The sequence below is a fragment of the Coprococcus sp. TM115-187 genome (assembly GCF_027679115.1).
Lineage (GTDB): Bacteria > Bacillota > Clostridia > Lachnospirales > Lachnospiraceae > Allocoprococcus > Allocoprococcus comes.
Genome location: NZ_JAQEKS010000025.1, coordinates 20,388 through 45,166 on the forward strand (window position 1 = coordinate 20,388; position 24,779 = coordinate 45,166).

At 42.7% G+C, this 24,779-nt stretch carries 19 protein-coding genes, 1 tRNA gene, 1 pseudogene and 1 riboswitch; of the genes and pseudogenes, 2 read left to right on the forward strand and 19 right to left on the reverse strand.

All coding sequences use genetic code 11. The features are described 5' to 3' along the window. Positions 1–3 precede the first annotated feature (3 nt). From PGW42_RS13200 to PGW42_RS13235, 8 genes are all read right to left on the reverse strand, one after another. Positions 4–1,284 carry a glycine/sarcosine/betaine reductase component B subunit gene (locus PGW42_RS13200; RefSeq protein ID WP_173825755.1) on the reverse strand — a complete coding sequence of 427 codons (1,281 nt, stop codon included), beginning with the start codon at positions 1,282–1,284 and terminating at the stop codon, positions 4–6. An 81-nt stretch (positions 1,285–1,365) separates the two neighbouring features. After that, complete coding sequence (locus PGW42_RS13205) at positions 1,366–1,752, reverse strand: GrdX family protein (protein WP_270203799.1); 387 nt, start codon at positions 1,750–1,752, stop codon at positions 1,366–1,368. 183 nt (positions 1,753–1,935) lie between these two features. Then, a riboswitch (glycine riboswitch) is annotated at positions 1,936–2,060 on the reverse strand. A gap of 168 nt (positions 2,061–2,228) precedes the next feature. Further along, entirely contained in the window at positions 2,229–3,602 is a 1,374-nt protein-coding gene (locus PGW42_RS13210; protein ID WP_270203800.1) for an alanine/glycine:cation symporter family protein, read from the reverse strand. Between the two features lie 425 nt (positions 3,603–4,027). After that, the gene (purB, locus tag PGW42_RS13215; protein WP_044999258.1) at positions 4,028–5,461 is read right to left on the reverse strand and encodes an adenylosuccinate lyase; all 1,434 of its coding nucleotides are present in this window, start codon (positions 5,459–5,461) and stop codon (positions 4,028–4,030) included. A gap of 13 nt (positions 5,462–5,474) precedes the next feature. Beyond that, positions 5,475–6,911 (reverse strand): amidophosphoribosyltransferase, encoded by a 1,437-nt coding sequence (gene purF / locus PGW42_RS13220; RefSeq protein WP_044999256.1) that lies wholly within the window; start codon positions 6,909–6,911, stop codon positions 5,475–5,477. Positions 6,912–7,016: 105 nt separating this feature from the next. Further along, positions 7,017–7,778 carry a hypothetical protein gene (locus PGW42_RS13225; protein WP_008375292.1) on the reverse strand — a complete coding sequence of 254 codons (762 nt, stop codon included), beginning with the start codon at positions 7,776–7,778 and terminating at the stop codon, positions 7,017–7,019. Continuing rightward, the gene (locus PGW42_RS13230; protein ID WP_270203801.1) at positions 7,753–9,042 is read right to left on the reverse strand and encodes a DUF5716 family protein; all 1,290 of its coding nucleotides are present in this window, start codon (positions 9,040–9,042) and stop codon (positions 7,753–7,755) included. The genes PGW42_RS13225 and PGW42_RS13230 overlap by 26 nt, the downstream gene beginning before the upstream one ends. A 15-nt stretch (positions 9,043–9,057) precedes the next feature. Next, positions 9,058–12,351, reverse strand: a complete 3,294-nt coding sequence (locus PGW42_RS13235) for a DUF5717 family protein (RefSeq protein ID WP_442872437.1) — start codon at positions 12,349–12,351, stop codon at positions 9,058–9,060. 132 nt (positions 12,352–12,483) lie between these two features. Here PGW42_RS13235 and PGW42_RS13240 point away from each other — a divergent pair, with 132 nt between their 5' ends. After that, complete coding sequence (locus PGW42_RS13240; protein ID WP_270203803.1) at positions 12,484–13,578, forward strand: pyridoxal phosphate-dependent aminotransferase; 1,095 nt, start codon at positions 12,484–12,486, stop codon at positions 13,576–13,578. Between the two features lie 267 nt (positions 13,579–13,845). On the opposite strand, the gene PGW42_RS13245 is transcribed toward PGW42_RS13240, so the two are convergent. The 6 genes from PGW42_RS13245 to PGW42_RS13270 form a co-directional block, all read right to left on the reverse strand. After that, positions 13,846–14,190, reverse strand: a complete 345-nt coding sequence (locus tag PGW42_RS13245; protein ID WP_270203804.1) for a cupin domain-containing protein — start codon at positions 14,188–14,190, stop codon at positions 13,846–13,848. A 52-nt stretch (positions 14,191–14,242) separates the two neighbouring features. Beyond that, complete coding sequence (locus PGW42_RS13250) at positions 14,243–15,529, reverse strand: O-acetylhomoserine aminocarboxypropyltransferase/cysteine synthase family protein (protein ID WP_117558238.1); 1,287 nt, start codon at positions 15,527–15,529, stop codon at positions 14,243–14,245. Between the two features lie 154 nt (positions 15,530–15,683). Then, positions 15,684–16,667, reverse strand: coding sequence for a DNA/RNA non-specific endonuclease (locus PGW42_RS13255; RefSeq protein ID WP_270203805.1), 984 nt, complete (start codon positions 16,665–16,667; stop codon positions 15,684–15,686). Beyond that, positions 16,664–17,155 carry a ribonuclease Z gene (locus PGW42_RS13260; RefSeq protein WP_117823607.1) on the reverse strand — a complete coding sequence of 164 codons (492 nt, stop codon included), beginning with the start codon at positions 17,153–17,155 and terminating at the stop codon, positions 16,664–16,666. Before PGW42_RS13260 ends, PGW42_RS13255 begins: the two co-directional genes overlap by 4 nt. 156 nt (positions 17,156–17,311) lie before the next feature. Then, positions 17,312–20,512: a carbamoyl-phosphate synthase large subunit gene (carB, locus tag PGW42_RS13265; RefSeq protein ID WP_270203806.1), complete on the reverse strand. Its 3,201-nt coding sequence runs from the start codon at positions 20,510–20,512 to the stop codon at positions 17,312–17,314. Then, positions 20,512–21,582 (reverse strand): carbamoyl phosphate synthase small subunit, encoded by a 1,071-nt coding sequence (locus PGW42_RS13270; protein ID WP_117558244.1) that lies wholly within the window; start codon positions 21,580–21,582, stop codon positions 20,512–20,514. Before PGW42_RS13270 ends, carB begins: the two co-directional genes overlap by 1 nt. A 237-nt stretch (positions 21,583–21,819) precedes the next feature. Here PGW42_RS13270 and PGW42_RS13275 point away from each other — a divergent pair. Further along, a tRNA-Thr gene (locus PGW42_RS13275) sits at positions 21,820–21,892 on the forward strand. A gap of 89 nt (positions 21,893–21,981) precedes the next feature. Here the strand turns inward: PGW42_RS13275 and PGW42_RS13280 are convergent. The 5 genes and pseudogenes from PGW42_RS13280 to PGW42_RS13300 form a co-directional block, all read right to left on the reverse strand. Further along, positions 21,982–22,188: an alpha/beta-type small acid-soluble spore protein gene (locus PGW42_RS13280; RefSeq protein WP_022220917.1), complete on the reverse strand. Its 207-nt coding sequence runs from the start codon at positions 22,186–22,188 to the stop codon at positions 21,982–21,984. Between the two features lie 228 nt (positions 22,189–22,416). After that, positions 22,417–22,806: pseudogene (locus PGW42_RS13285) on the reverse strand (peptidoglycan-binding protein); the annotation flags it as partial. 80 nt (positions 22,807–22,886) lie between these two features. Further along, positions 22,887–23,942: a GH25 family lysozyme gene (locus PGW42_RS13290; protein WP_270203807.1), complete on the reverse strand. Its 1,056-nt coding sequence runs from the start codon at positions 23,940–23,942 to the stop codon at positions 22,887–22,889. A 44-nt stretch (positions 23,943–23,986) separates the two neighbouring features. Beyond that, on the reverse strand, positions 23,987–24,307 hold the full coding sequence (locus tag PGW42_RS13295; protein WP_118219215.1) for a ribonuclease: 321 nt from the start codon (positions 24,305–24,307) through the stop codon (positions 23,987–23,989). A gap of 143 nt (positions 24,308–24,450) precedes the next feature. Next, positions 24,451–24,615 carry a hypothetical protein gene (locus PGW42_RS13300; RefSeq protein ID WP_270203808.1) on the reverse strand — a complete coding sequence of 55 codons (165 nt, stop codon included), beginning with the start codon at positions 24,613–24,615 and terminating at the stop codon, positions 24,451–24,453. Positions 24,616–24,779 lie beyond the last annotated feature (164 nt).

Below are 24,779 nucleotides of genomic sequence, written 5' to 3' on the forward strand. Positions count from 1 at the left end.
TTCCTAACGTGCACTCAGATATCCAAATCCGGTTTCATTTGTAGCACCGGTAATGGCCTGAATTTCAACTTCGATTGTTCCATCTTCACGATGAGAATGTTCATTACCACCAGCAATGATTGTAACGAAATCTTCTGTTCCGATTACTTTATCCATCTTAGGAAGTACGATTACCTGGTTAGCATTTCCACCGGTTACAACTGCGTCTGCAGCCGGATCAGCGTCAGCGAGTGACTGAGATTTTCCGTCACGTCCAGCATATTCGTCTGTAATGATTACAGTCTTAACGCCTTCAGCTTCGATCTTCTTGCAGTTCATGATAAGGTCAGTATCCGGGTTTCCGAATCCTTCCTGTGAAACGATAACTGCATCAAGGTCTAACAGACGACACATTTTAGCTGTCCAGTCAGATGAACGCATCTTATCTGCAAGGTATACGTTTTCGTTTGTAAGGATCTGGCAAACAAAGTTGATTGTTTTTCCGTGTTCTTCAAAGAGGTCATGTACAACCGGGTTGTTTTCATGAACGTATGTTGGGTTTTTATCACATGCTGATACACAGTTACCAGATACAATAGCTCCGTCCATAACTTCTGTCGGATTCATGATAGTAGAGAGTGTTCTCTTAGCATCAACACCGTATACATATGTGTCATGAAGAAGTCCCTGGCTCTGAAGCATCTGTACATATGCAACTCTCGGAAGATTCGGGAATTTTTCTTTTCCTTCCATGATTCCGTATGTTTCATATACTTTTGTTTCATCTGGTGTAAGTTCACGAGCAAGTTCTCCAAGGTAAACTGCTACTCTGAATCCAGCAAGACGAACAGCTTTTTCATATTCATGCTGTTTGATTCCTTCAACCGGTTCGCAGACAACAACTAAGTTGTTCAGCTTTGAAAATGGAGTGTATTCTGCACCCGGGCCTGACATATCGATGATACCTTCCTGGAAACCAACGATCTTACCAGCTGTTACAACAGCCATTCCCTTTAATGCATATGTCTTACCACTTCCTACAGTGTCAACTTTTGCGATAACGCCCGGGAAGACTCCCCCTCTTCCTTCAACTTTAACACGTGGTTCAATAACATCTTTAACCGGTGTGATACGAACGCTTTCACCTGGTTTTGCGATATCAAATTTAACACTTTTGATTTTTTCGTCCTCGAGAACGATTGCCTTTACAGCTTCTTCGTCAACATAAAGAACACCATTTTCGATCTTTGATTCAGATGCGAACTGAATGTCGTTAATAAAAATGTGACCTACTTCTAATTTCACTGTAAATTCCCTCCTTTTTTGAATGTGTTTGTTGTATGCTCAAAAGTACACCAAACCGCATGTACTTCTACAGCCTTTTTTCTAACGCCAGCTTTCCGCTGACGGCAGAGCACTTGAGATCAATGTGTAATCTACAAGTTGAAAGTCTGCATAAACCTGTGGTTTATAAAGATCAGACTTAAACTGAAATTTGCCGCACGCCTGAATAGCGCTTGCAATGATCTGCATTGCCTGTGCATCCAGACCTTCCGGCGTTTCCGAGAGCATAACCGACTTATATGGAGTCTCATTCGGTTTTACGCTTCCGGACAGCGGATGTGTCAAAAGTCGGTATCCCCGGAAGATCATCTTCTGAACTTTTTTAAGTGTGTCCTCATAAGAAAGCTCTTCGTATTCCACATGATAATCTTTCCCAAGTTTTTCTTTTACCAGTGGATTATTTGTGATAATCATAAATCCAGTATTCATAGCCGCTTCTTCCTTTCGTCCCCTGTCCGTTTATGCGGTCTTTTTTGACTCCCTGTGTCTGAAATACTCCAGATAATTTTTTAACATATATCTGGTATCAAAAAAGGACGCCAAAACAACTTCTCTGTTTTAAACGCCCTTTCTGTTTCCTTGCAAATTCGGTAATTCCGGATTCAGAGTGTAGTACCTTTCCCGATCCTTTTGCCTGAAAGTTTCACCATTCAGCGAGCTTCACTGCTCTACGGCTTGCATCTTCGGCGACCATTTATCAAATATCTTTATAAATGATTCTCTCGCAGGAAATATCAACCTACTATCTAATTGACTGCATCTTTTTATTGATTTTGCAGCATCTTTCTTGCTGACATGATAACTATAACACACTTTTATACAAAATGCTAGTCTTTTTATAGATTTTTTTGTATATTTCTTATTGTTTTTTTCTATAACTGTTTTCCAGCTATTATACAAATTATCTATTTGCCTTTTTTCCGATTTGGCAGGAAATTATTATAGTAATCGTCATGTGTCTTCTTAACAAGACCACTGAGTGCTATCAGTGCAATCGCATTCGGGATAACCATTAAACTGTTGAAGCAGTCTGCCATATTCCATACAAGTTCTACTTCCTGAAGTGATCCAAGCACTACGCAGATACATACAATGATTGAGTAAATTTTAACAGCTTTTGCTCCAAACAGATAACGGATGTTTGCTTCACCGAAGAAATACCATCCGATGATCGTTGAGAATGCGAAGAATAACATACAGATCGCGATAAAGATCTCACCGAACTTACCATATAAAGTAGAGAAAGCATACTGGCTAAGTTCTGCGCCTGTAAAACCACTTGTTCTTGATCCTGTTGTAATAATAACAAGTGCTGTCAGGTTAAGAATTACGAATGTATCAATGAACACACCGATCATAGCTACAAAGCCCTGTTCAACCGGATGGTTTACTTTTGCTACTGCATGTGCGTGTGGTGTAGAACCCATACCAGCTTCATTGGAGAAGAGACCTCTTGCCACACCTTTCTGTACTGCAAGCTTCAAGGTTGCGCCCATTGCACCACCTGCTACTGCTGCCGGTTTAAACGCACCGATAATAATGTCATGGAATGCTGCCGGGATTGCTGTAACGTTTGCAAAAATTACGATCAAAGAACCTAATATATAAAATGCTGCCATGATCGGCACGATCAGTTCAGTAACTTTTGCGATTCGCTTCATACCACCTGTGAATACAAACAGGGAAACAACTGCTACAAAAATACCCATTGCAATCTTCGGAATTCCGAATGCAGTGTTCCATGATGCCGCGATCGAGTTAGACTGAACCGCATTGCCCATGAACCCAAGTGCAAAGATTATCAGGACTGCAAAAATAGCTGCCAGAACTTTTCCGAACGTTCCTTTAAATGCCGCTCGTATGTAATATACCGGACCACCTGTTACGGTTCCGTCATCACTGACCTGTTTGAACTTCTGAGCCATAACCGCTTCTGCGAAGATCGTTGACATTCCGAGGAATGCGCTGATCCACATCCAGAAGATTGCTCCCGGACCACCGACTGCAATTGCAGTTGCAGCTCCGGCGATATTACCGGTACCAACCTGAGCAGCGATCGCCGTTGCAAGTGCCTGGAAAGAAGACATTCCGTCTTTTCCGGCATCCCCTTTCTTACTAAAAAGACCTCCAAAGGTTCTGTTCCATCCATCTTTAAAACCACGGATCTGGATAAATCCAAGCTTAAATGTGAACAGCAAGCCAATACCTACAAGTGCTATGATCAGCACCGATCCTGTTAGGACATCATTTACCTTTAATACTAAATCGTTAATACTCATACATTAACCCTCCTTTTTAATAGACATCCCTTATAGTTTTTATCTGTTGAATCTATAATAACCTATTTATAGTTTTTATGCAATATTTTCAGTTAACTTATTTATTTTTTGTGTATTATCACCATGTTATTGCGATAACATAATAAATTTGCTCTAAATAAGTGCCTTTTTTCGCGCTTTTCTATGTTTGTCAAAAACTCAGTTTTCATATTTTTCGTCAAATTGTCTAATTAATGACGATTTAATATCTATACATTTCCATGGGATTTATAGATTCCTTCAGATGAACGCATTAATTCTTTACTATATTGATATTTCAAAGAAGTTAATTTCAGACCATGAAACATAAATAAAAAGCAGGAAACAATCTTCCGTCTTACCCGGAAATCTGCTTCCTGCTCTTCCATTCTGTTTATTCAGTTATTCTATACATTGATCTCCGCTTTTACACCAAGCAGCTCTTTATTTTCATCCAGGATCGGCCGGATCACATTCTTAAGGAATGCTTCGACCTGTTCTTTGGAACGTCCTACATATTTGGATGGATCCATTGTTTTCTGAAGATCTTCCAGACTCAGATTAAATGCATCATCTGACGCGATCAGTTCAAGAAGGTTGTTGTCCAGACCTTTTTCTTTAACATTCTTTCCTGCTTCCATCGAAAGTTCACGGATTCTTTCATGCAGTTCCTGACGGTCTCCACCAGCTTTTACTGCATCCATCATAATATTCTCTGTTGCCATGAACGGAAGTTCAGACATCAGGCGTTTTTCAATTACTTTTGGATATACAACCAGTCCGTCAACGACATTCAGGCACAGATCCAGAATACCGTCAATCGCAAGAAAACCTTCCGGTACACTCAGACGCTTGTTCGCAGAGTCATCCAGAGTACGTTCAAACCACTGTGTAGCAGAAGTGATCGCCGGGTTCAGTGCATCAATCATCACGTAACGGGACAGAGATGCGATTCGTTCGCTTCTCATTGGATTTCTCTTATATGCCATTGCAGAAGATCCGATCTGTGTCTTTTCAAACGGCTCTTCCACTTCTTTCAGATGCTGGAGAAGACGGATGTCATTAGAGAATTTGTGTGCACTTGCTGCAATTCCGGCAAGAACATTCACAACTCTTGTATCCACTTTACGGGAATAGGTCTGTCCGGATACCGGATAGCATGCTTCAAATCCCATCTTCTTAGCAATCATTGGATCGATCTTATCAATGGTCTCCTGATCTCCCTCAAACAGTTCCAGGAAGCTTGCCTGTGTACCGGTTGTTCCTTTTGATCCAAGAAGTTTCAAGCTTCCAAGCACATAATCAAGATCTGCAAGATCCATAGAAAATTCCTGCATCCACAGAGTTGCTCTCTTTCCAACCGTTGTCGGCTGTGCTGGCTGGAAATGAGTAAATGCAAGTGTCGGAAGATCTTTATACTGATCTGCGAACTTTGAAAGTTCATCCAGAACATTAACCAGCTTTTTCTTAACAAGTTTCAGAGCCTCTGCCATGATAATGATATCGGTATTATCACCTACATAACAGGAAGTTGCTCCCAGATGAATGATCCCTTTTGCTTTCGGGCACTGCTGTCCATATGCATATACATGAGACATCACATCATGGCGCACTACTTTTTCACGTGCTTTTGCGACATCGTAATTGATATCCTCTGCATGCTCTTTCAGTTCTGCGATCTGTTCATCTGTAATATTGAGCCCCAGCTCTTTTTCTGTCTCTGCAAGTGCGATCCAGAGTTTTCTCCATGTCTTAAATTTCATGTCCGGAGAAAAAATATACTGCATCTCCTTGCTGGCATACCGCTCCGAAAGCGGACTTACATACTTGTCGTATCCCATAGTCTTATCCTCCCTATTCTTCTGACTCAAACGCGTGGGAAATATCTTTTCCCGGAACGCGCATCGGGTAATTTCCTGTAAAACATGCATCGCAGTATCCAAGATCTCCAACCATGTCTTTCAGCTTATCTATTTCCATATATCCAAGAGAATCTGCTCCGATCATTTCACGGATCTGCTCCGTTGTATGCGAATGAGCAATGAGCTGATCATTCGACGGTACATCTGTACCAAAATAACAAGGATGTAAAAACGGCGGCGAACTGATTCTTACATGAACTTCTTTTGCTCCTGCTTTCTTGAGCATCTTGATGATATTTGCACAGGTCGTTCCACGGACGATGGAATCATCTACCATGACAATACGCTTGCCCCGTACAACCTCTTCAATAACATTCAGTTTGATCTTCACACTGGACTCTCTCTGGCTCTGCTTCGGCTTGATAAAGGTTCTTCCTACATAACTGTTCTTGTGGAATGCCATACCGTAAGGGATTCCGGAATATTCCGAATATCCTTTTGCCGCAACCAGTCCGGAATCCGGCACACCGACAACCAGATCGGCCTCTACCGGATAAGACTGTGCAAGAGCCTTTCCTGCAACAATCCTTGCATGATATACATTGATGTTGTCGATCACGCTGTCCATACGTGCAAAATAAATGTACTCAAAAATACAACGTGCCTGCTTTTCAGGTGGAATCTGCATACTTTTGTCCGAAGATACTCCATGCTTTGTAAAGCTGACAATCTCTCCCGGTTCCACGTCACGGATAAAGTCTGCACCAACTGCTGCAAGGGCACAGCTTTCCGATGCCAGGAACCAAGTATTATCTCGCTTGCCGATACAGAGTGGTTTGAGACCAAATGGATCTCTCGCTCCGATCATCTTACGCGGGCTTGATACAACCAGTGCATATGCGCCTTCAATTTTCTTCATTGCATTCCTGACCGCATCCTCTGCCTTTGAAACCTTCAGACGCTCTCTTGCAATATGATAGGCAATCACTTCCGAATCAATCGTTGTCTGGAAGATTGCTCCGGTATATTCCAGTTCATGACGAAGCTCGATCGCATTCGTCAGATTACCATTATGGGCAATCACCAATGTACCTTTCACATAATTCAGAACCAGTGGCTGTGCATTTTCCGCACGGGTTCCCCCTGCTGTCGAATACCGCACATGTCCGACGCCAAGGTTTCCCTTTAATTTGCCAAGTTCTTCCTCATCGAATACTTCATTGACAAGTCCTAGTCCCTTTCTGAAATGAACTTTCCGCTTGCCATAGGTATCTGTCACTGCAATTCCGCAGCTTTCCTGCCCTCTGTGCTGAAGGGCAAACAAACCATAGTACACTGACGGCGCAACATCGCCACCATCCATATCATAGGCACCGAATACACCACATTCTTCACCTAAACCAGTCTCTACTCTTTCAAGTTCGCTCATCGTTTTGTCTTCTCCTATTTGTTGTATCCGCTTAATTTTTACATAGAGAGTATAATACATGATTTTCCGAAAATCAATACACAGCCTTGAACTTTCTCCCGTACACTATGCTCTTCTGTACTCTTTTTTCCATTCTTCAAACAATTCCTTTGACGGTTCGATGTTGATATTTTCTCTCACTTTTTCTATCTTTTCTGTAAGTTTGTTGTCAATTTCCAAAAGGATTTCATTGCCCATGACCATCTTCTGATATTCATCCTGCGGCATGTATCTGGAACTTGCATACAGATAACCTTCGAGCATTTTATTATCTTCACAGATCTTATACGCCTTCTCATACATTCTCGCCGACTCTTCATACAGAAATGCTCTCCCATATGCTCCGGCAAGGCACGCAGACACGCGACCATAAAAACGCTTATCTACCGAATCATCCTTTTCTCCGTTGACGATCGACATGTAAACCAGGATTGCCGATTCCAGTTCTCCACTTTCCATCAGCTTATCTGCTTTGTATTTCTGACGTTCTACTTCTTTCTGGTTCTTGAGTTTCTCCAGAACATTCTGGATGTGTGCCATTTCACCCGGTGTGTAGATTCTGGATTCATGTAGCACAAGAACCACAAATTTCTCCACGGAACCATGATTCCGGATCAGTTCCACCAGCTTTACTGCAAGATCCTGCATTTCCAGTTCATCTGCGATCCATCTGCAGAGCTGCTCATTCATGATCGTATAATCGATCAGATACAGATTGTTGCACAGATAATAACACAGCTCTTCCAGTGTACTGATCCTTGTATGGATCCTCGAAATTTCATAGGGATGTTTTGCCTTTTTCTTATGACAAAGAATTAAACTGCCCATTGCTGCCTCCTAATTCAATGATCTTCTCCAACCGGAATCCTGATGGCGCAAAAAATTCGCCAAATCCCATATCCTCAAAAATAATATGACACGTCTTTTCATCCGAGAAGAATGTACTAATTTTCAGACGAAGCGCATAGTTTTTCCGGTCCGGCATACCTTTCAGAGAAACCAACTCCACAAGATGCCTGCCGGTCACCAGAGAATCTACATGGATCTCAATATCCTCTGTATCACCAAGAAGCACCTCGAACTGTCTGTCTGATTCGTACCAGTGATTGCCCCAGGATACCAGTGGGTACCAGCCTTCTTCTCCATTCACGCGCATCCGCACGGAAATCTGCTCGGTCAGTTTTGTCTCATCCAGGTAGACTGGCGCATCTGACTGTTCCTCTTTTCTGCGCTGCGCTGTATAACACGCTCCTTTACTGTACAGATTATTTCCCATAAACGCACGGCGTCCGTTACAGAGAACGCGCAGAGAATTCGGATACCAGTTATTTTCAAATCCATCTCCTGTCAAAAAGACAGAAGAGATCATCTTCTTGTTGAATACACTCTGGATAAAACGTTTAAAATGCTCATCTGCCGCTTTTGCCTTCTCAACATGCAGCACCGGATAAACTGCTTCCAGTTCTTCCATACGTGCATCTGCCACCTTGTCCACCGTCACAAAGCTTTCTCTGCTTTTCTGCGAACTGTTCTTCAGTTCCCGCAACATATATGCCCGGATCACATCCTCGTCACAGTAAAAAAGTGCCGCTTCATACTGCCATAATTCTTTCGGCTGATTAAACATATAATGGCAGAAGCTTTCCTTGTAGTCCTGAACATAAATATTTTCCTTTGCCACTCCGAGTTTCTGTCCGATTCCCTTCAGCAGGACGCGGATATCTTCGTTTTTCTCCGGGACTGTAAACGTGATGCTTTCAATTTCTTCAAATCCGTTCAACGTGTACTTTACAAAATCCGCCAGCAGCTGGACGCCTTCATATTCCTGTCCGTCTACCTCAATTTTCCTATTGCCAAGCGCACACTCCCAGATCCCTTCCACGCAGATACTGTCCCTTACCGTAGACATCCTTCTTGCCTGTCTTCCGTAAGTCCAGGTCTCTTTATAATAGTTCATCACCAGAGGAATCTGATTGTTCTCTTTTTCAATTCCGGTATCCACCGTCTCCGGTTCCTGTGTTTTTTCATTATAATAACTGATCTGACACATCTTTGCATTGATGTCATATCCTATAATACTTCCATGTGTCATGAAGTATTTCCTCCTTTAGTAAGCAACAAAAATATCCTCAGCAAGCTGTTTTTCTGTTGCAAATTCCTTCATCGCGATTGCCAGTGCTTCATTCTTCAGTGATGTCATATCATTCAGTCTTCCAAATTTTCCGATTGGTCTCACCTCACGCGGCTTATAGTCACTTTTTTCCGTAACCGTCACCTTATCCTTATTCGTCTCTGTAAAATAATAACGCAGAGATTCATCACCAAACAAAATAAAGCTCTTGATATAAGTGTCTTCATATGCCGGAAGCAGTATTTCTTCCTGATAATTCATATTATCACTTTCGCCTTTCCGTATCTGGTAGGAAATTGCCACTTTGCTTCCAGGTTTTGCGTGATATTCGATCATCGTCTTATCATAAAGCTGCACTTCTCTGAGCCAGTTCTCCGGATACTTCAAATAGAAAGAAAAATACAGCTGTTTTTCACACATTTCGCGCAGGAATTCCCGTAGCATCGGTTCCAGTTCCTGATGCACTTCCCTGCTGGAATAATATTTTAGCAGGGCGATCTTACAGATATCCGGAAGATCTTCCTCTTTGCGGTATTCATTTGCGATGATTACAAAAATACATCCTTTTACCTGGCGTCCGTTCACCACATATTCTCTTGAAACATAAGCAAGATATGCTCTCTTTAAACGGAAATACGTTCTTCCTTCATAATAATCCGCAAAAATTTCTTCCTCACCAAACATAGTTTCCGAGAAAAGCATCTGCGTAATGATTCTTTCTGAAAGTTTGTAGGTTGTAATATCATAATCTCTTGCCACATGCCAGAGTTTCTTCATATTACGGGTCGATCCACAATAATACTCAGCAAGATAAGACAGCGTCTGCTTATCATACTGATCTTTCAGAAACAGTTCAAAGCATAATGCCAGAAGAAAATCATCCTCCTCCGTACCTTCTTCACGCAGGCGCATACTGCACATTTTAAACACTTCTTTTTCATCTGCCATCTCCAGCCCGTGCTCTCTAAGCATATCCCAGGTCAGTTCTTTTTTCTCTTTCTTCCGTTCCTCTTCCTCATGCTCTTCCTGATATTTTTTGCAGATTTCCATATACCGGTTCTCATAGAACATCCTCATAGTCTCATATGGAATGGAATCAATGTAATGGCGGCCGTCTTTTGATTCCCAGACAATCCGTGCGTCTTTATTGTATAAATATACAATCACTCCATCCGCACTGTACTGTACTTTCTGACTGATCGTTCCGTCAGGCTCGATCACCATGACAAACGCCATGTTCTTTACCGTTGTCTTAATCTCATAAGCATGGCAGATATCATAAACTGCCCGGATTCTTTCCGGTGTCATATCCCGCTCAGTACAGCAGCGTTTGTAAATAATATGCAGAATATCATTGATCCTTCGATTCTCAAGCTGCATCCAGGCAAACCGCTCCATCTGCTCTCTGTAAGCACTGTAAAGCTCACTGCTTTCTTCCTCACAGTTAATCAGATTTGCATACAACACCGCTGCTTTTTTATATTCCAGTGTATTTCCATGCCGGAAGTAAAGTAATACGGATTTTGGAAACTGTCTGTCCAGATATTTGTCATCCACAGTCATCATATAATATTCAAAAAGCTGTGCAATCTTCAGATCTTCTTTTACTGCCAAGGCATACCACTTGAAGCATTCCGGTGTTGTCCGATTGCCACGGATCAGATGGGTACAAATTGCTGTCAGAATCTGTGGATCCGGGAAAATCCGATAAACCTTCTGCATCACAACATCCAGATTCTTATCATAAGTCCGCTGTTGGGATGCAAGGTTCGCCATATAAAGCGCAATTTCCTTTGTCAGAACTCCGTGCTTCTGCGCAAAATTGAGAATCTGTACTTCAAATGCCGAGAGCTTTTTCAGACAGGTTGGCTTCTCCAGAAAACACCGGTATGCCTGCCAGTACAGAATTACCTGGTTCGCACCGTTGCTGCAGTGGCGTTCCAGAACCTGTAATTTTTTGCTGTAGTTTTTATATTCCGGATCAATGTCAATCAGCATACACACAAGTTGCCACGATGTCGGTTCTTTCATATATGCCTTATTCAGTTCTTCAATTGCTTTGTTAACCTGGCTGCCTGATTTTCTCAAAAGCGCAGTCAGATACAGATAATACGATGAAATGACCGAATCCTTATTCACTGAGAAACGGCTGTAATTGTAATCATCCAGAATATCACTGGCCTTGTCCGGCTCCTTACAGAGCAGGTTAAGATGTGCATCAAACAGTGGATAAACATCTCCGTCTTCTGAATATATATCCAGTCCCTTCAGTTTTTCTCTTGTTGCGTCCGCCCAGGCTGTCAGATCCTTTCCTTCCGCATTGCACGCAAGGAAATCCTTTATGATTGATGCAATCGTCTTATCTGCCACACGTCTGTTTTCTGCATGATCCTTGTGATTGGCCAACATTACCTCATAGGTCAGCGATTCATACGGACTTTCAAAAACAATCTGTCCATAATTATTTCCCGCATGAGCCTTTTCCGGATGAATGATATAACTGAAATCAAACAGATTTCCCACAAAATCGTCCGTTGTAAAGTTATCCCTTCCAATCTGGATAAAATCACCGCTCACATGCACCTTCACAGGCATAAATCCCCAAGTATTCTTTGTAAAATGAATAATCTCACGGGTTGCTTCTTTTAAATTGCGGAAGGTTCTCTGATTCCGTCCCATTGTCAGGAAAATACATTCTTTCTGTTTGATTCCGACCAGAAATTCTTCCATCGCCTGCTCACCGAGAGACCATTTCCTAATATTATCATAAAGTGCCTTTATCCTTGGCTCTTCATACTTTATCACGTCATAAAAATCGCGTGATCTGAAAAGACGGTGTGCCTCAATAAAGTTCTCCATCGCCAGCCTTTTAAAATCACGGATATTCTGTACTCTTCCACAGGAAGTCTCGACTGATGGTTTTTCAATGATCGCAGTAAAGTTTACCTCAAATTCTCCACCATTACATACAATCGTAAACTTTCCCTGTTCAACATGCCCGGGAGCAAGTCCGCTTCCATCATAAGTAAAACGGAGCTCCACCGGGTTGCCCTCAAATCCCTGTTCTTCTAAATGTATACGAAAAGAAGAAGAATATACAAGTCCTCTGATATCTCCTTCTTTCCTGTTCTTCAAAATGAAACTTCCCTGGCAGGACTCTCCTTCCCCGATCGTCATCTCAAGATTCGTTACCGGCAGTACAATCTCCGGATGAACGGTTCGAAAATCTCCTTTGGAAAATTTTTTTATTTTATTCTTCAAGCTTGCCACCTACTTCTGCATTGCATTTTTTCAAAAAGACATTATAATAAATTATAACATTATTCTGCATATCAGGCAATGCGGAATACCCGTTTTTTTTAATTCACAGATTTTTGTTATACACAAAGGAGAATACTATTTATGGAAGCAAAACCGCAGTTTCATGGAAGTGACACCGCTGCTGTCGCCGCATTTTATCATGTACCGGTGGACGAGATCGTCTGCTTTGGAGCCAATGTCAACCCACTTGGATTATCCCAAAACCTGAAAAAAGATCTTGCTGCACATCTGGATCTTCTCAGTAGTTATCCGGACCGAAATTACACTACTTTGAAGAAAGTGATTGCCGATTACTGCCAGATTTTACCGGAACATGTAATCGTCGGAAATGGTTCTACCGAGCTGATCTCTCTCCTGATCCAGACACGGAAACCACAAAAAACACTGGTTCTTGGACCAACTTATTCCGAGTATGGACGTGAACTGGATCTGGTGGGAAGTTCCATCCATACTTACCTGTTAAAAGAGTCAGATCAGTTCCATCTTGATATCCATGCCTTCTGCGAAGAAATCAGGAAAGGCTATGATCTGGTGATATTATGTAACCCGAACAATCCGACTTCGTCCGCTCTCAAAATGCCTGAGATTCAGACCATTCTGGACTGCTGCCGGGAGGCTGGCTCTTTCTTGATGATCGATGAGACTTACGTTGAATTCGCACCGGATATTAATGAAATTTCTTCCATGTCTCTGATCAGCAGTTTTGATAATCTGATGATTCTCCGTGGCGTATCCAAATTTTATGCCGCACCTGGTCTCCGCCTCGGCTACGGTGCAACCAGTAACAGCCAGTTTCTTCAGGATCTTCTGCTGATGCAGAACCCATGGAGTCTGAACAGCCTCGGCGCTTACGCTGGTGAGAAGATGCTCCAGGATCAGAAGTATATCCGGAAAACACGGGATCTGATCCTCTCCGAGCGACACAAAATGTGTACTGAAATCTCCAAAATCAATGTGCTGACTGTGTATCCTGCTTATGCGAATTTTGTACTGGTAAAGATTGAAAAAGAGGGAGTTACTTCTGCGGATGTGTTTGAATTTCTGATCAAGCAGGGTCTGATGGTGAGAGACTGCTCCAGCTTCAAAGAACTGGGCGGGGAATACTTCCGGTTCTGCATTATGGCTCCGGAAGATAATAAGAGACTGCTTCAAGGAATACAGGATTTCTTTGCATAATGTTTCCTATCCCCACCAGAAGACCATTCACTAAATCGCCAACTCTTATTTCTAAAAATTTTGAGCAGCACAGGATCCCGGCGCAAATGATATTGAATCGTCGCGACTAAGAGCGCACAAAAATAGGGGTGGTGTCCGTGTTCACACGAACATCATCCCCTTTTTTGTACAAGCTTCGGAGTTGCCATGCATCCGTATGAAACTGCCAGTGACAGTTTCATAGGTGACGATCAATATCATTTGCGCCGGGATCCGTCCCTCTTCACACTATTCTTTCAAAATAAGCGCCACAAACACAAGATCTTCTTCCCTCGCATTCTTGATGCCATGTCCATTTCCGTCTGCGCAGAAAGTCACATCACCAACTTCTACCGGATATTCTTTGCCATTATCATTGTAAATGCCTGCCCCTTTTGTCAGATAGTAAGTCTCAGTCTCTCCATGATGCTCATGATATCCGATCTCACATCCAGGTTTTAACGTTACTTCATTGAACATCTTGCAGTACGCGCCGAGCTGTTCACCTTTGATCAGTTCTTCCTTCAGGATATAGCCTGCGCCACCCGCTACATTTTCTGCTTTGATTGGTTGTCTTTCTGATTTCTTTGTCATGACTCTTTTCCTCCTGTCTGATCAGATTTCTTTATCTGTCATTGTGACACGATTATTGAATTGCGTCAAGTGCCGCAGAAATATCTGCAATCAGATCCTCTTTATCTTCAAGTCCCAGACTGATACGAATCAGTTCTGCCGGAACTCCTGCTTCTTTTAACTGCTCATCATTCATCTGGCGATGTGTGGATGTTGCCGGGTTCAGGCAACAGGTTCTCGCATCTGCCACATGGGTTTCAATCGCCCCAAGCTTCAGATTCTGCATGAATACGGAAGCAGCTTCTCTTCCACCTTTCAATCCGAAAGATACCACTCCACAGCCCCCGTCTGGCATGTATTTCTTTGCTCTTTCATAGTATTTGTTAGATGGAAGTCCTGGATAATTGACATAAGCAACCTTTGGGTGCTGCTCCAGAAATTCTGCGACAGCCTGTCCGTTCTCCACGTGTCTTGGCATACGCACATGAAGAGATTCCAGTCCGAGATTCAGGATAAATGCATTCTGTGGTGCCTGGATCGATCCGAGATCACGCATCAACTGAGAAGTACATTTTGTGATAAATGCGCCTTCTTTTCCGAATTTCTCAGCATAGGTAATTCCATGATAGCTTTCATCCGGTGTGCAAAGTCCGGGATATTTATCTGCATGAGCCATCCAGTCAAATTTACCACTGTCTACGATTGCTCCACCGACTGCTGCTCCATGTCCATCCATATATTTTGTAGTCGAATGTGTCACAATATCTGCTCCCCATTCGATCGGATGACAGTTGACCGGTGTCGGGAAGGTATTATCCACGATCAGCGGTACACCATGCGCATGTGCAACCTTTGCAAAAAGCTCAATATCCAGAACAGTAAGTGCCGGATTGGCAATCGTCTCACCAAACATCAGCTTTGTATTTGGCTGGAATGCCGCATTTAATTCTTCTTCTGTTGCATCCGGAGAAACAAATGTTGCGTCAATTCCCATTTTCTTCATTGTCACACTGATCAGATTGAAGGTTCCACCATAAATCGAAGATGAAGCCACAATATGATCTCCTGCTTCACAGATATTGAACATAGCAAAGAAATTCGCTGCCTGTCCGGAAGAAGTCAACATTGCAGCTGTTCCGCCTTCCATCGCCGCGATCTTTGCCGCTACGTGGTCGTTAGTCGGATTCTGCAGACGGGTGTAGAAATATCCGGATGCCTCCAGATCAAATAATTTTCCCATATCTTCACTTGTATTGTATTTGAATGTCGTAGACTGAATGATCGGAACCTGTCTCGGCTCTCCATTTCCAGGTGTATATCCTCCCTGCACGCATTTTGTTCCCATATGATAAGTATTCATGAGAAAGTTCCTCCTTTTTCTTTTACACATTTCCTCTAATGTATATTCATTAAGTATGTTTTCTATTATAGCAGAAAACGGGAGATTTTGTTTAAAAATCTCCCGTTTGTTTTATATTTTTCGTAGAATATGCAGTTTTTCTTTTATTTTCCTCTTACGGTTTACATCTCCCACACGGGCTATACCCCTCTTTAATCAGTTCTTCTCTTGAACCTGTAAATGTTTTTTTATTTCCTTCTTTGATATCTTTTACCCCTGAACACTCCGGCGTATGGAACTTCTTTGTATTTTCATTCAACACATACGTCTTTTTCTCTGTATTTCCACTGGTTTTTCCCGTACCCGCTGACGCATCCTCATCGGAAAGCACTGCCTTTCCCGTTGCATAATCAATCGTAATTCCCGGCTGTACATTATAGACATACACATTAAATTTCACACCTTCTCCATGATCCTCCACTGATTCTGCTTCCATTAAAACTCCGGATGCAACCAGATTCTCCCCTTCAAATACCGGTGTGACACGATACATTACATGATTATCTGTCTCTTTGATGTAGTCGGCAACCATATTTTCAAATGGCAGCATTCCATCCACATTCATATAGCGGGTTCCTGTAATCAGATTCTTTTCGTTTGCATTTTCTGCCGTCAGCTGATAGCCTATCAGATGACAACGGTTGTAAAGATATTTTCCATCCACATTGTCAAATTTTATTGTCTGCCACCCGGACGGTTTTATCTGTCCAATCTTTCCTCTTTTCCCGGTCGGCATCAGATCTGTCCCAATGTTGGACGCGGCAACACTGCATCGTCCCAACTCATCCAGATCACTGTAGCTTTCATAAGACTGATCTGTCAGCTCATCTTCGGTAAAACCCGGTTCATTATCGTCAATCACTACATATGGTGTTCCGCTGTATACCGGAATATTATCCAATGTAGCGCTCACCGGATCCTGGCTGCCACCTGCTGTCGATTCATTTTCTCCGCTACCTGACTGTTTTTCAACTACTGCTGCCTGACTGTTTCCATATGATGCACTTTGCGCATCTGCTCCACCTGTGCCACACGCTGTCAGAAACAATGCAAACGTCAGAAGCAGCACACCTCTCATTTTCCCAATTTTCTTCTTCATAGCAATCCCTGCCTGTTGTAAATTTCTTTTGTAATCTTCTCATGGGAGTAACCGGAAAAATCTTTTCTCTCTTCCAGTCTCCACTTACTTAAATCTACCTCAAAAAATACATCTGCCGGATAATCCCGGTTCCATTTATACAGAACAATCTCTGTAATCTTCCCCTCATATCCAGCCAGATTCTCCCCCTCAACAAAACAGAAATCCTCTTCTTCTGCCTTTTCCAGAAAATTCCGGTCAACCTTCCACATTTTTTCATCCTCCAGGTGCCCTGCGTCCTGTATTTTCTTCCCAGTCCCAGTTTCCCGGCATACCTCTTCTTTTGCTTTAAAGACTTCTTTAAAAAGCTTATCTGCCTCCGGCGCCATCCAGAGCACATTCCCTCTCGTCATCTCAAGAATATCCTCTGACACCATCCGGTCCCGGCTCACTCTCCTGCCATTAAAGCATATCCCCATCCGGTTATCCACACATACAATAGTTTTCACACTACAAAACTCCTTCCCCGCAATTCCGGCCAATATCCGAAATTCTCTACACAGCTTCACATTCTTTTGCCACTGTAGCGTCCGTCTCGTCCCTGCATTTTCCATAACACAAACAGGCAGAGAATCCAATCCCTGCCTGTCCGTATTCATAACATCTTATTCAACTTTCGCAATATCAATCAGTGTAAGCTGACGGATATCTGTATTTTCCAGACTTGTCACAAGTGCTCTTGCAGTATCCATAGCTGTCAGTACATTGACACCTGTCTCGATTGCATTACGACGGATTACAAATCCATCTCGTGCATGATCTGCTCCCTGTGGAGGAGTATCAATTACAAGGTCGATCTCGTGTCCAAGGATCAGATCCATCAGGTTCGGTGATTCCTGCTCAATCTTATTGACCGGAATTGCTTTTACACCACCTTCTTTTAATGCATCTGCTGTACCGCGTGTTGCAAAAATACGGTAGCCGAGTGCCTCAAATCTGCGTCCGATCTCAACAGCCTCTCCCTTATCCTCATCACGAACAGTCATAACCATGTTCTTGTATTTTGGAAGGTTGATTCCAGCTCCAAGGAACGCCTTGTAAAGTGCCTCGTTAAATGTAGTTGCAATTCCCAGGCACTCACCTGTAGACTTCATTTCCGGTCCAAGGCTGATATCTGCACCGCGGATCTTCTCAAATGAGAATACCGGCATCTTGATTGCAATATAATCAGCTTCTTTCTGAAGTCCCGGTGTGTAACCCATTTCTCTGATCTTATGTCCGATGATCGCTCTTGTAGCAAGCGGAACGATCGGGATACCTGTTACCTTGCTGATATAAGGAACGGTACGGCTTGAACGTGGATTAACTTCAATTACATATACATCTTCGCCACATACGATGAACTGGATGTTGATCATACCAATTACGTGAAGGGCTTTTGCAAGACGCTTTGTATATTCTTCAATTTTACGCTTTGTCACTTCAGAAATGCTCTGCGCAGGATATACAGAAATACTGTCACCAGAATGGATTCCGGCACGCTCAATATGTTCCATAATACCAGGGATCAGAATGTCTGTTCCGTCACATACTGCATCGACCTCAATTTCTTTACCGACCAGATATTTATCAACCAGAATCGGGTGATCCTGTGCAATACGGTTGATGATTCCGATAAATTCATCAATATCATGATCGTTGATTGCAATCTGCATTCCCTGTCCGCCAAGTACATAAGAAGGACGAACCAGTACCGGATATCCGAGACGGTTGGCAACCTCTTTTGCTTCTTCAGCGGTAAATACTGTATCTCCCTTCGGACGTGGAATATTGCACTGTGCAAGGATCTCGTCAAAGAGCTCTCTGTCCTCTGCAGCATCTACATCTTCTGCGGAAGTTCCAAGAATCGGCACTCCCATCTTCATCAGGGATTCTGTTAATTTGATCGCAGTCTGTCCACCAAACTGAACAACTGCTCCGTCCGGTTTTTCCAGGTCTACAATGCTCTCTACATCTTCCGGAGTAAGTGGTTCGAAATACAGCTTATCTGCGATATCGAAATCGGTACTTACAGTTTCCGGGTTGTTATTTACGATAATAGTCTCGTATCCTTCTTTTGCAAATGCCCATGTACAATGTACAGAACAGAAGTCGAACTCGATACCCTGTCCGATACGGATCGGTCCTGATCCAAGTACTAGAACTTTCTTTTTGCCGGAAGTCTCTTCTACTTCGTTCTGGCTTCCGAATACAGAATAATAATATGGGGTCTCTGCCGCGAACTCAGCCGCACAGGTATCAACCATCTTGTATGCTGCAACGATTCCGTTTGCATGACGCATATCGTGGATTTCTCTCTCATCTTTTCCGGTCAGTCGTGCAATAACATTATCCGGGAATTCAATACGTTTTGCTTCTTTCAGAAGTTCCGGTGTGAGTTCCTGTGTCTTCAGAGCCTGTTCCATCTCAACAAGGATCGCAATCTTGTCGATGAACCATTTGTCGATCTTTGTGATCGTATGGATCTCGTCATAAGAGATTCCTTTGCGGAGTGCTTCTGCGATCATCCAGATTCTGCGGTCATCTACGATTTCCAGTTTTTCCAGAATTTCTTCTTTGGAAAGTGCTGAGAAATCATAAGAAAGCAGGCAGTCTACATGCTGCTCCAGAGAACGGATTGCTTTCATAAGAGCTCCTTCAAAGTTATCGCAAATACTCATAACTTCTCCGGTAGCTTTCATCTGTGTCGTCAACGTTCTCTTTGCACTGATAAATTTATCGAACGGAAGTCTCGGCATCTTAACAACACAGTAGTCAAGCATTGGCTCGAAGCTTGCATAAGTTTTCTTTGTAACTGCATTCTTGATCTCGTCCAGTGTATATCCAAGGGCAATCTTTGCAGCAACTTTTGCGATCGGGTATCCTGTCGCTTTGGAAGCCAGTGCAGAAGAACGGCTTACACGCGGGTTTACCTCAATTACACAATATTCAAAAGAGTCTGGATGTAATGCGTATTGTACGTTACATCCACCAGTAATATTCAGTTCTGTAATGATATTCAGTGCCGAAGTACGCAGCATCTGATATTCTTTATCTCCAAGAGTCTGGGAAGGTGCAACAACGATACTGTCACCGGTATGAACTCCGACCGGATCAATATTTTCCATATTACATACAGTAATACAGTTTCCGGCACTGTCTCGCATTACTTCGTACTCGATTTCTTTCCATCCTGCAATGCAGCGCTCTACAAGAACCTGTCCTACACGTGACAGACGGAGTCCGTTCTCAAGGATTTCTTCCAATTGTTCCTGATCATGTGCGATACCACCACCGCTTCCGCCGAGGGTATATGCCGGACGAAGAACAACAGGATATCCGATCTTATCTGCAAACGCGACACCATCTTCTATATTTTCAACGACCAGCGAAGCTGCAACCGGCTCACCGATCTTTTCCATGGTATCTTTAAATTCCAGACGGTCTTCTGCTTTCTTGATGGTTTCCGCCGTTGTACCGATCAGTCTCACATTATGTTCCTTAAGGAATCCTGCTTCTTCCAGTTCCATTGCAAGGTTCAGTCCGGCCTGGCCTCCAAGGGTAGGAAGTACGCTGTCCGGTTTTTCTTTAAGAATCAGCTGTTCTACAACTTCTACCGTAAGTGGTTCGATATAAACGCGGTCTGCAATATCTTTGTCTGTCATGATCGTTGCCGGGTTCGAATTCAGAAGTACAACTTCAAGTCCTTCTTCCTTCAGTGAACGGCATGCCTGTGTTCCGGCATAGTCAAATTCTGCTGCCTGTCCGATTACGATTGGACCGGAACCAATAACTAATACTTTCTTTATGTCTTTATTTCTTGGCATTATTTTGTTCCTCCCATCATATCCATAAATCTGTCAAACAAGTAACCAGAATCCTGTGGTCCCGGGCAAGCTTCCGGATGGAACTGTACTGTGAAAATATTCTTTCCAACGTATGACATTCCTTCGTTTGTATTGTCATTTACGTTCACAAATGCAGGTACTGCAACGCTTTCCGGAATGCTATCAGCATCTACAGCATAACCATGGTTCTGGGAAGAAATATAAACTCTTCCTGTCTGCAGATCTTTTACCGGATGGTTTCCGCCCCTGTGTCCGTATTTCAACTTATAGGTCTTACCACCGTTGGCGAGTGCCATCAGCTGATGTCCCAGACAGATTGCAAAGATTGGAATCTCTGAATCGTATAATTTTCTGATTTCTTTAATAATGGAAGTGCAATCCGCCGGATCGCCAGGTCCGTTCGACAGCATGATACCGTCCGGATTTGCGGAAATGATCTCTTCTGCAGGTGTATTTGCCGGGTAAACGGTAACTTCACAGCCACGATCATTTAAAGACCTTGCAATGTTGTTCTTAGCACCAAAGTCCATCAATGCAACTTTTGGTCCATTGCCTTCTAAGACATATTTTTCACTGCAAGTTACTTTGGAAACTACATCTCCTACTTTGTATGCATGAAGTTTCGGAAGTACCTCATCCAGATTGTAATTTTCATTCGTTGTGATCATACCATTCATTGTACCCTTTTCGCGGAGGATTTTGGTAAGTGCTCTGGTATCAATTCCTGCAATTCCCGGAATATCCTGTTCTTTCAGGAAATCCTGAATTGTACCTTCACAACGGAAGTTGCTTGGCATTCTGGACAATTCTCTTACAATATAACCATCCGGCCACGCCTTCTTGGACTCCATATCCGGTGTAATACCATAGTTTCCGATCAGCGGATATGTCATAACAACGGCCTGTCCGGCGTAAGAAGGGTCTGTCAGCACCTCTAAGTATCCAGTCATTGAAGTATTGAATACAATCTCACTAATCATATCTTTTGTTGAGCCGATGCTTGTGCCTTCAAACACAGTTCCGTCTTCTAAAATTAGAAACGCTTTCATATGTTCACCTTATCCCTTCGTAATACTCTTTTATTCTCAAAAAAGGGGCACTCTTGGAGTCTTTTCAATTCCAGAGCGCCCACACTTTCTCAAATTGTAAAAAGTTTACCATATCTGGTTACAGATTTCAATACCTATTTTTTATGTTTATTTTAAAGTGTAATTTTTTTAAAAAAGAGTTGCTTTTATTCAAAAATTTGATATAATATAATTCGTGACTGCGAAAGCAGTACGAATGCTGGAATAGCTCAGTCGGTAGAGCACTTCACTCGTAATGAAGGGGTCGTCGGTTCAAGTCCGATTTCCAGCTTAGTGATCAGAGAAAAAGGGAGTGCCTGTTTATCAGACATTCCCTTTTTGTATCCGGCAGAAATGCCTGTGATACCTTCACTGACTGTCCTATCGACCGGACATCTGTTTTTCCTGTTCTTCGATCATTTTCTTGACCATATAACCTCCGACAGATCCGTTCTGTCTTGAAGTTAAGTCTCCGTTGTACCCGTCTGATAACGGTACTCCCAGTTCGCTTGCAACCTCGTATTTAAATTTGTCCAGTGCACCTTTTGCTTCTGGCACGGCTGCTCTGTTTGATGAACGACTTGCCATATTCATTTCCTCCTTTTTTGTAACATTTTGTTTTGTGTTACGCTCCTAGTATATGGAGAATAAATTCAGATTACACTGGGAGGTTTTGTTAATTTTAGCATTTTTTATTTTGCAGTAATCTGCACCAGATGAGTATGAAACATTTTAAACTGAAGCATGACACATTTGGTATTCTTTGCATAAAAGCAGACTTTGGGAGAAAACTTAGATCATAATATAAAATCCAAGTCAGGACAATTCTGCAATTCTGGATACACCTACATAAATTTCGGAAATTTTATACCATGTACGGTAATCAACAGTTCCGGTTACCGGAAGCCCGAACACCGACTGGAATTTTCTGACGGACGATGCTGTTGCCGGACCATAAATACCGTCAACTGTGATTTTCGGAATTGCCGGGTATGCACCGGCAATGACATTTAGCTGTTCCTGCATTTGCCGGACTTTTGTACCAGAAGAGCCCTGGGAAAGGGTATACCCTGGCCATGAAGACGGAATGCCTGAAATTTCTTCAGCGGTATTGATGTAAATATCATCTCCGTAATAATAGCGGAGGATTTCCGACGGAGAATACCCCTGATCACCAAGTGCTTTAGAACCCCATTGGGTCAACCATTTTGCCACAACCGATAAAGTTATTTCTTCTTATTTTAAGGGAATTATAAGTCCTCATGTTTGGCGCTGTCAACCGTGATTTATTTCACCCGCAGCCTCTGACCAACATAGATCAAATTAGGATTGGATAGCCCATTAAGCTGCGCAACCTTCTGGTAGGATGTGCCATACTTGGATGCAATACCGGAAAGCGTATCTCCGCTCTGCACGGTATAGTATTGTGCGTTTCCGGCATTAACCTGATCCTGTACATCGTTGTATCGGCTTCCAAGAACTGCCTTGCGCACATCTCCGTTGCCGTATCGTCCGGATAATACTTCCTGTGCCAGATTGTCTATACTTGTCACCCAAATGTGATTTATGAAGTTTTGTACCTCTTCGTACCTGGTTCCGAGATTCCGGATCCGCTCTTCTCCGTTTCCGAATTCTCCAAGCATGGTCTTGTACGCCAGATCTAAAGTAGATCCTTCCGGAGATGCTGTTGCCGGTTTTGGCGTCTCTGGTTGTTCTGGAACAACTACGTTCGTCTTATCGCTTACAGCGTACTTGCCCCAATCCTCTTTGCTTCCGTAGAATTTATCCAGATCGAGGTTGCCGGCATACCCTGATAGCCTTCCACAAGATGTATACTGCCGGATTGCACAGGTGTACTCTCCCTCATTCCAAGGTGCGTCCTGATATCCAGTTGGATCGTTATCCGCATACTGTGCGATCCATAAGCCATAGTTGCCTATATTATCGAATTTGTATGCAATCGACTGGGAGCAATATAAAATTGGATGCACTCCAGTCTTTTCATATACATAGTCCAACCATCCTTTGCACCAGGCATAATCGCAGTTCCCGAAAGAAACATTGTTTCCTACTTCCCAGTCCAGGATTAAAATAGCTTCTCCGAGTCGATCACCTACATTACTCAGGAAGTAATCCGCTTCTGCCTGGATGTTTCCGCCATTGGCATAATGGTAGACTCCCAGACATTTGCCGGAAGCCTTCGCCTGTCGGTAGGCTCTCTCATAATCCGGATTTACATAATTAGTTCCTTCCGTTGCCTTGATCACCACGAAATCACATTGGACAACCGTTAGATTGATCCCTCTTTGCCAGCTGCTGATGTCAATTCCATTTAGTGCCATAATGGTTCACTCCCTTCAAAAAAAGAGGGCGATCACTCGCCCCATTATTCTTTGTATTTACTTCTGTTCCAGATTTCTGTGATCCGTTCCCAGCCTCCGGTGCTTACCAGATACACAATAAATGCTGCCAGAAATGAGGCAAATACATAATACCATTCAATTACAATCTTGTAATAGACACATAGAACTACCACTGCCGTCGGTGTCAGGATTAGCGCTACCCCAAGCGCCACCACATTGGTCTGAATCTTTTTCAGTACCGGCATTTCCTTTATCACCTGTACAACTACGCTCACAAGGAATGCTAAAATTCCGATTCCACCAAGTGCGTAGGTAATATACTGCATCAACATTTCCGTATTCATAATCGTTACTCTCCTTTTTGCTTCAGATGTAATTCATCAATTTCCTGTTTCATTTTCGTCACCATTCCATTTCCGCCAAGTTCATGATATGCCTCATACATTTCACAGAAGTTCTGGTATGCATAAGACGGGATATTTCCAAGCTACGTGTACTTGCCGTGGTATTCAATCAACTGCACTCTAAGCAAGAGCATGGTGCCTTTGCTATTTGCATCTCTATCTCTTTTCTGATTTTTAAGAAGCCACACAATATACCCCAGTAATACCGGAAGTGCAATGGTATAAGTTTGTAAGACTAAATCTTTCATTTTTTGTCTCTCTTTCCTATTTTCTTGTAAAAAAATAAGACCTTCCGGTCTCGCTCTTATTTCCATATAATATATGCCTTTCTACATTGAAAAAGAGAGGCGTTAACCCAATGTCATTAAGTTAAGGAAAAATAATTAGATTCTTATATTAGAAATAATATAGG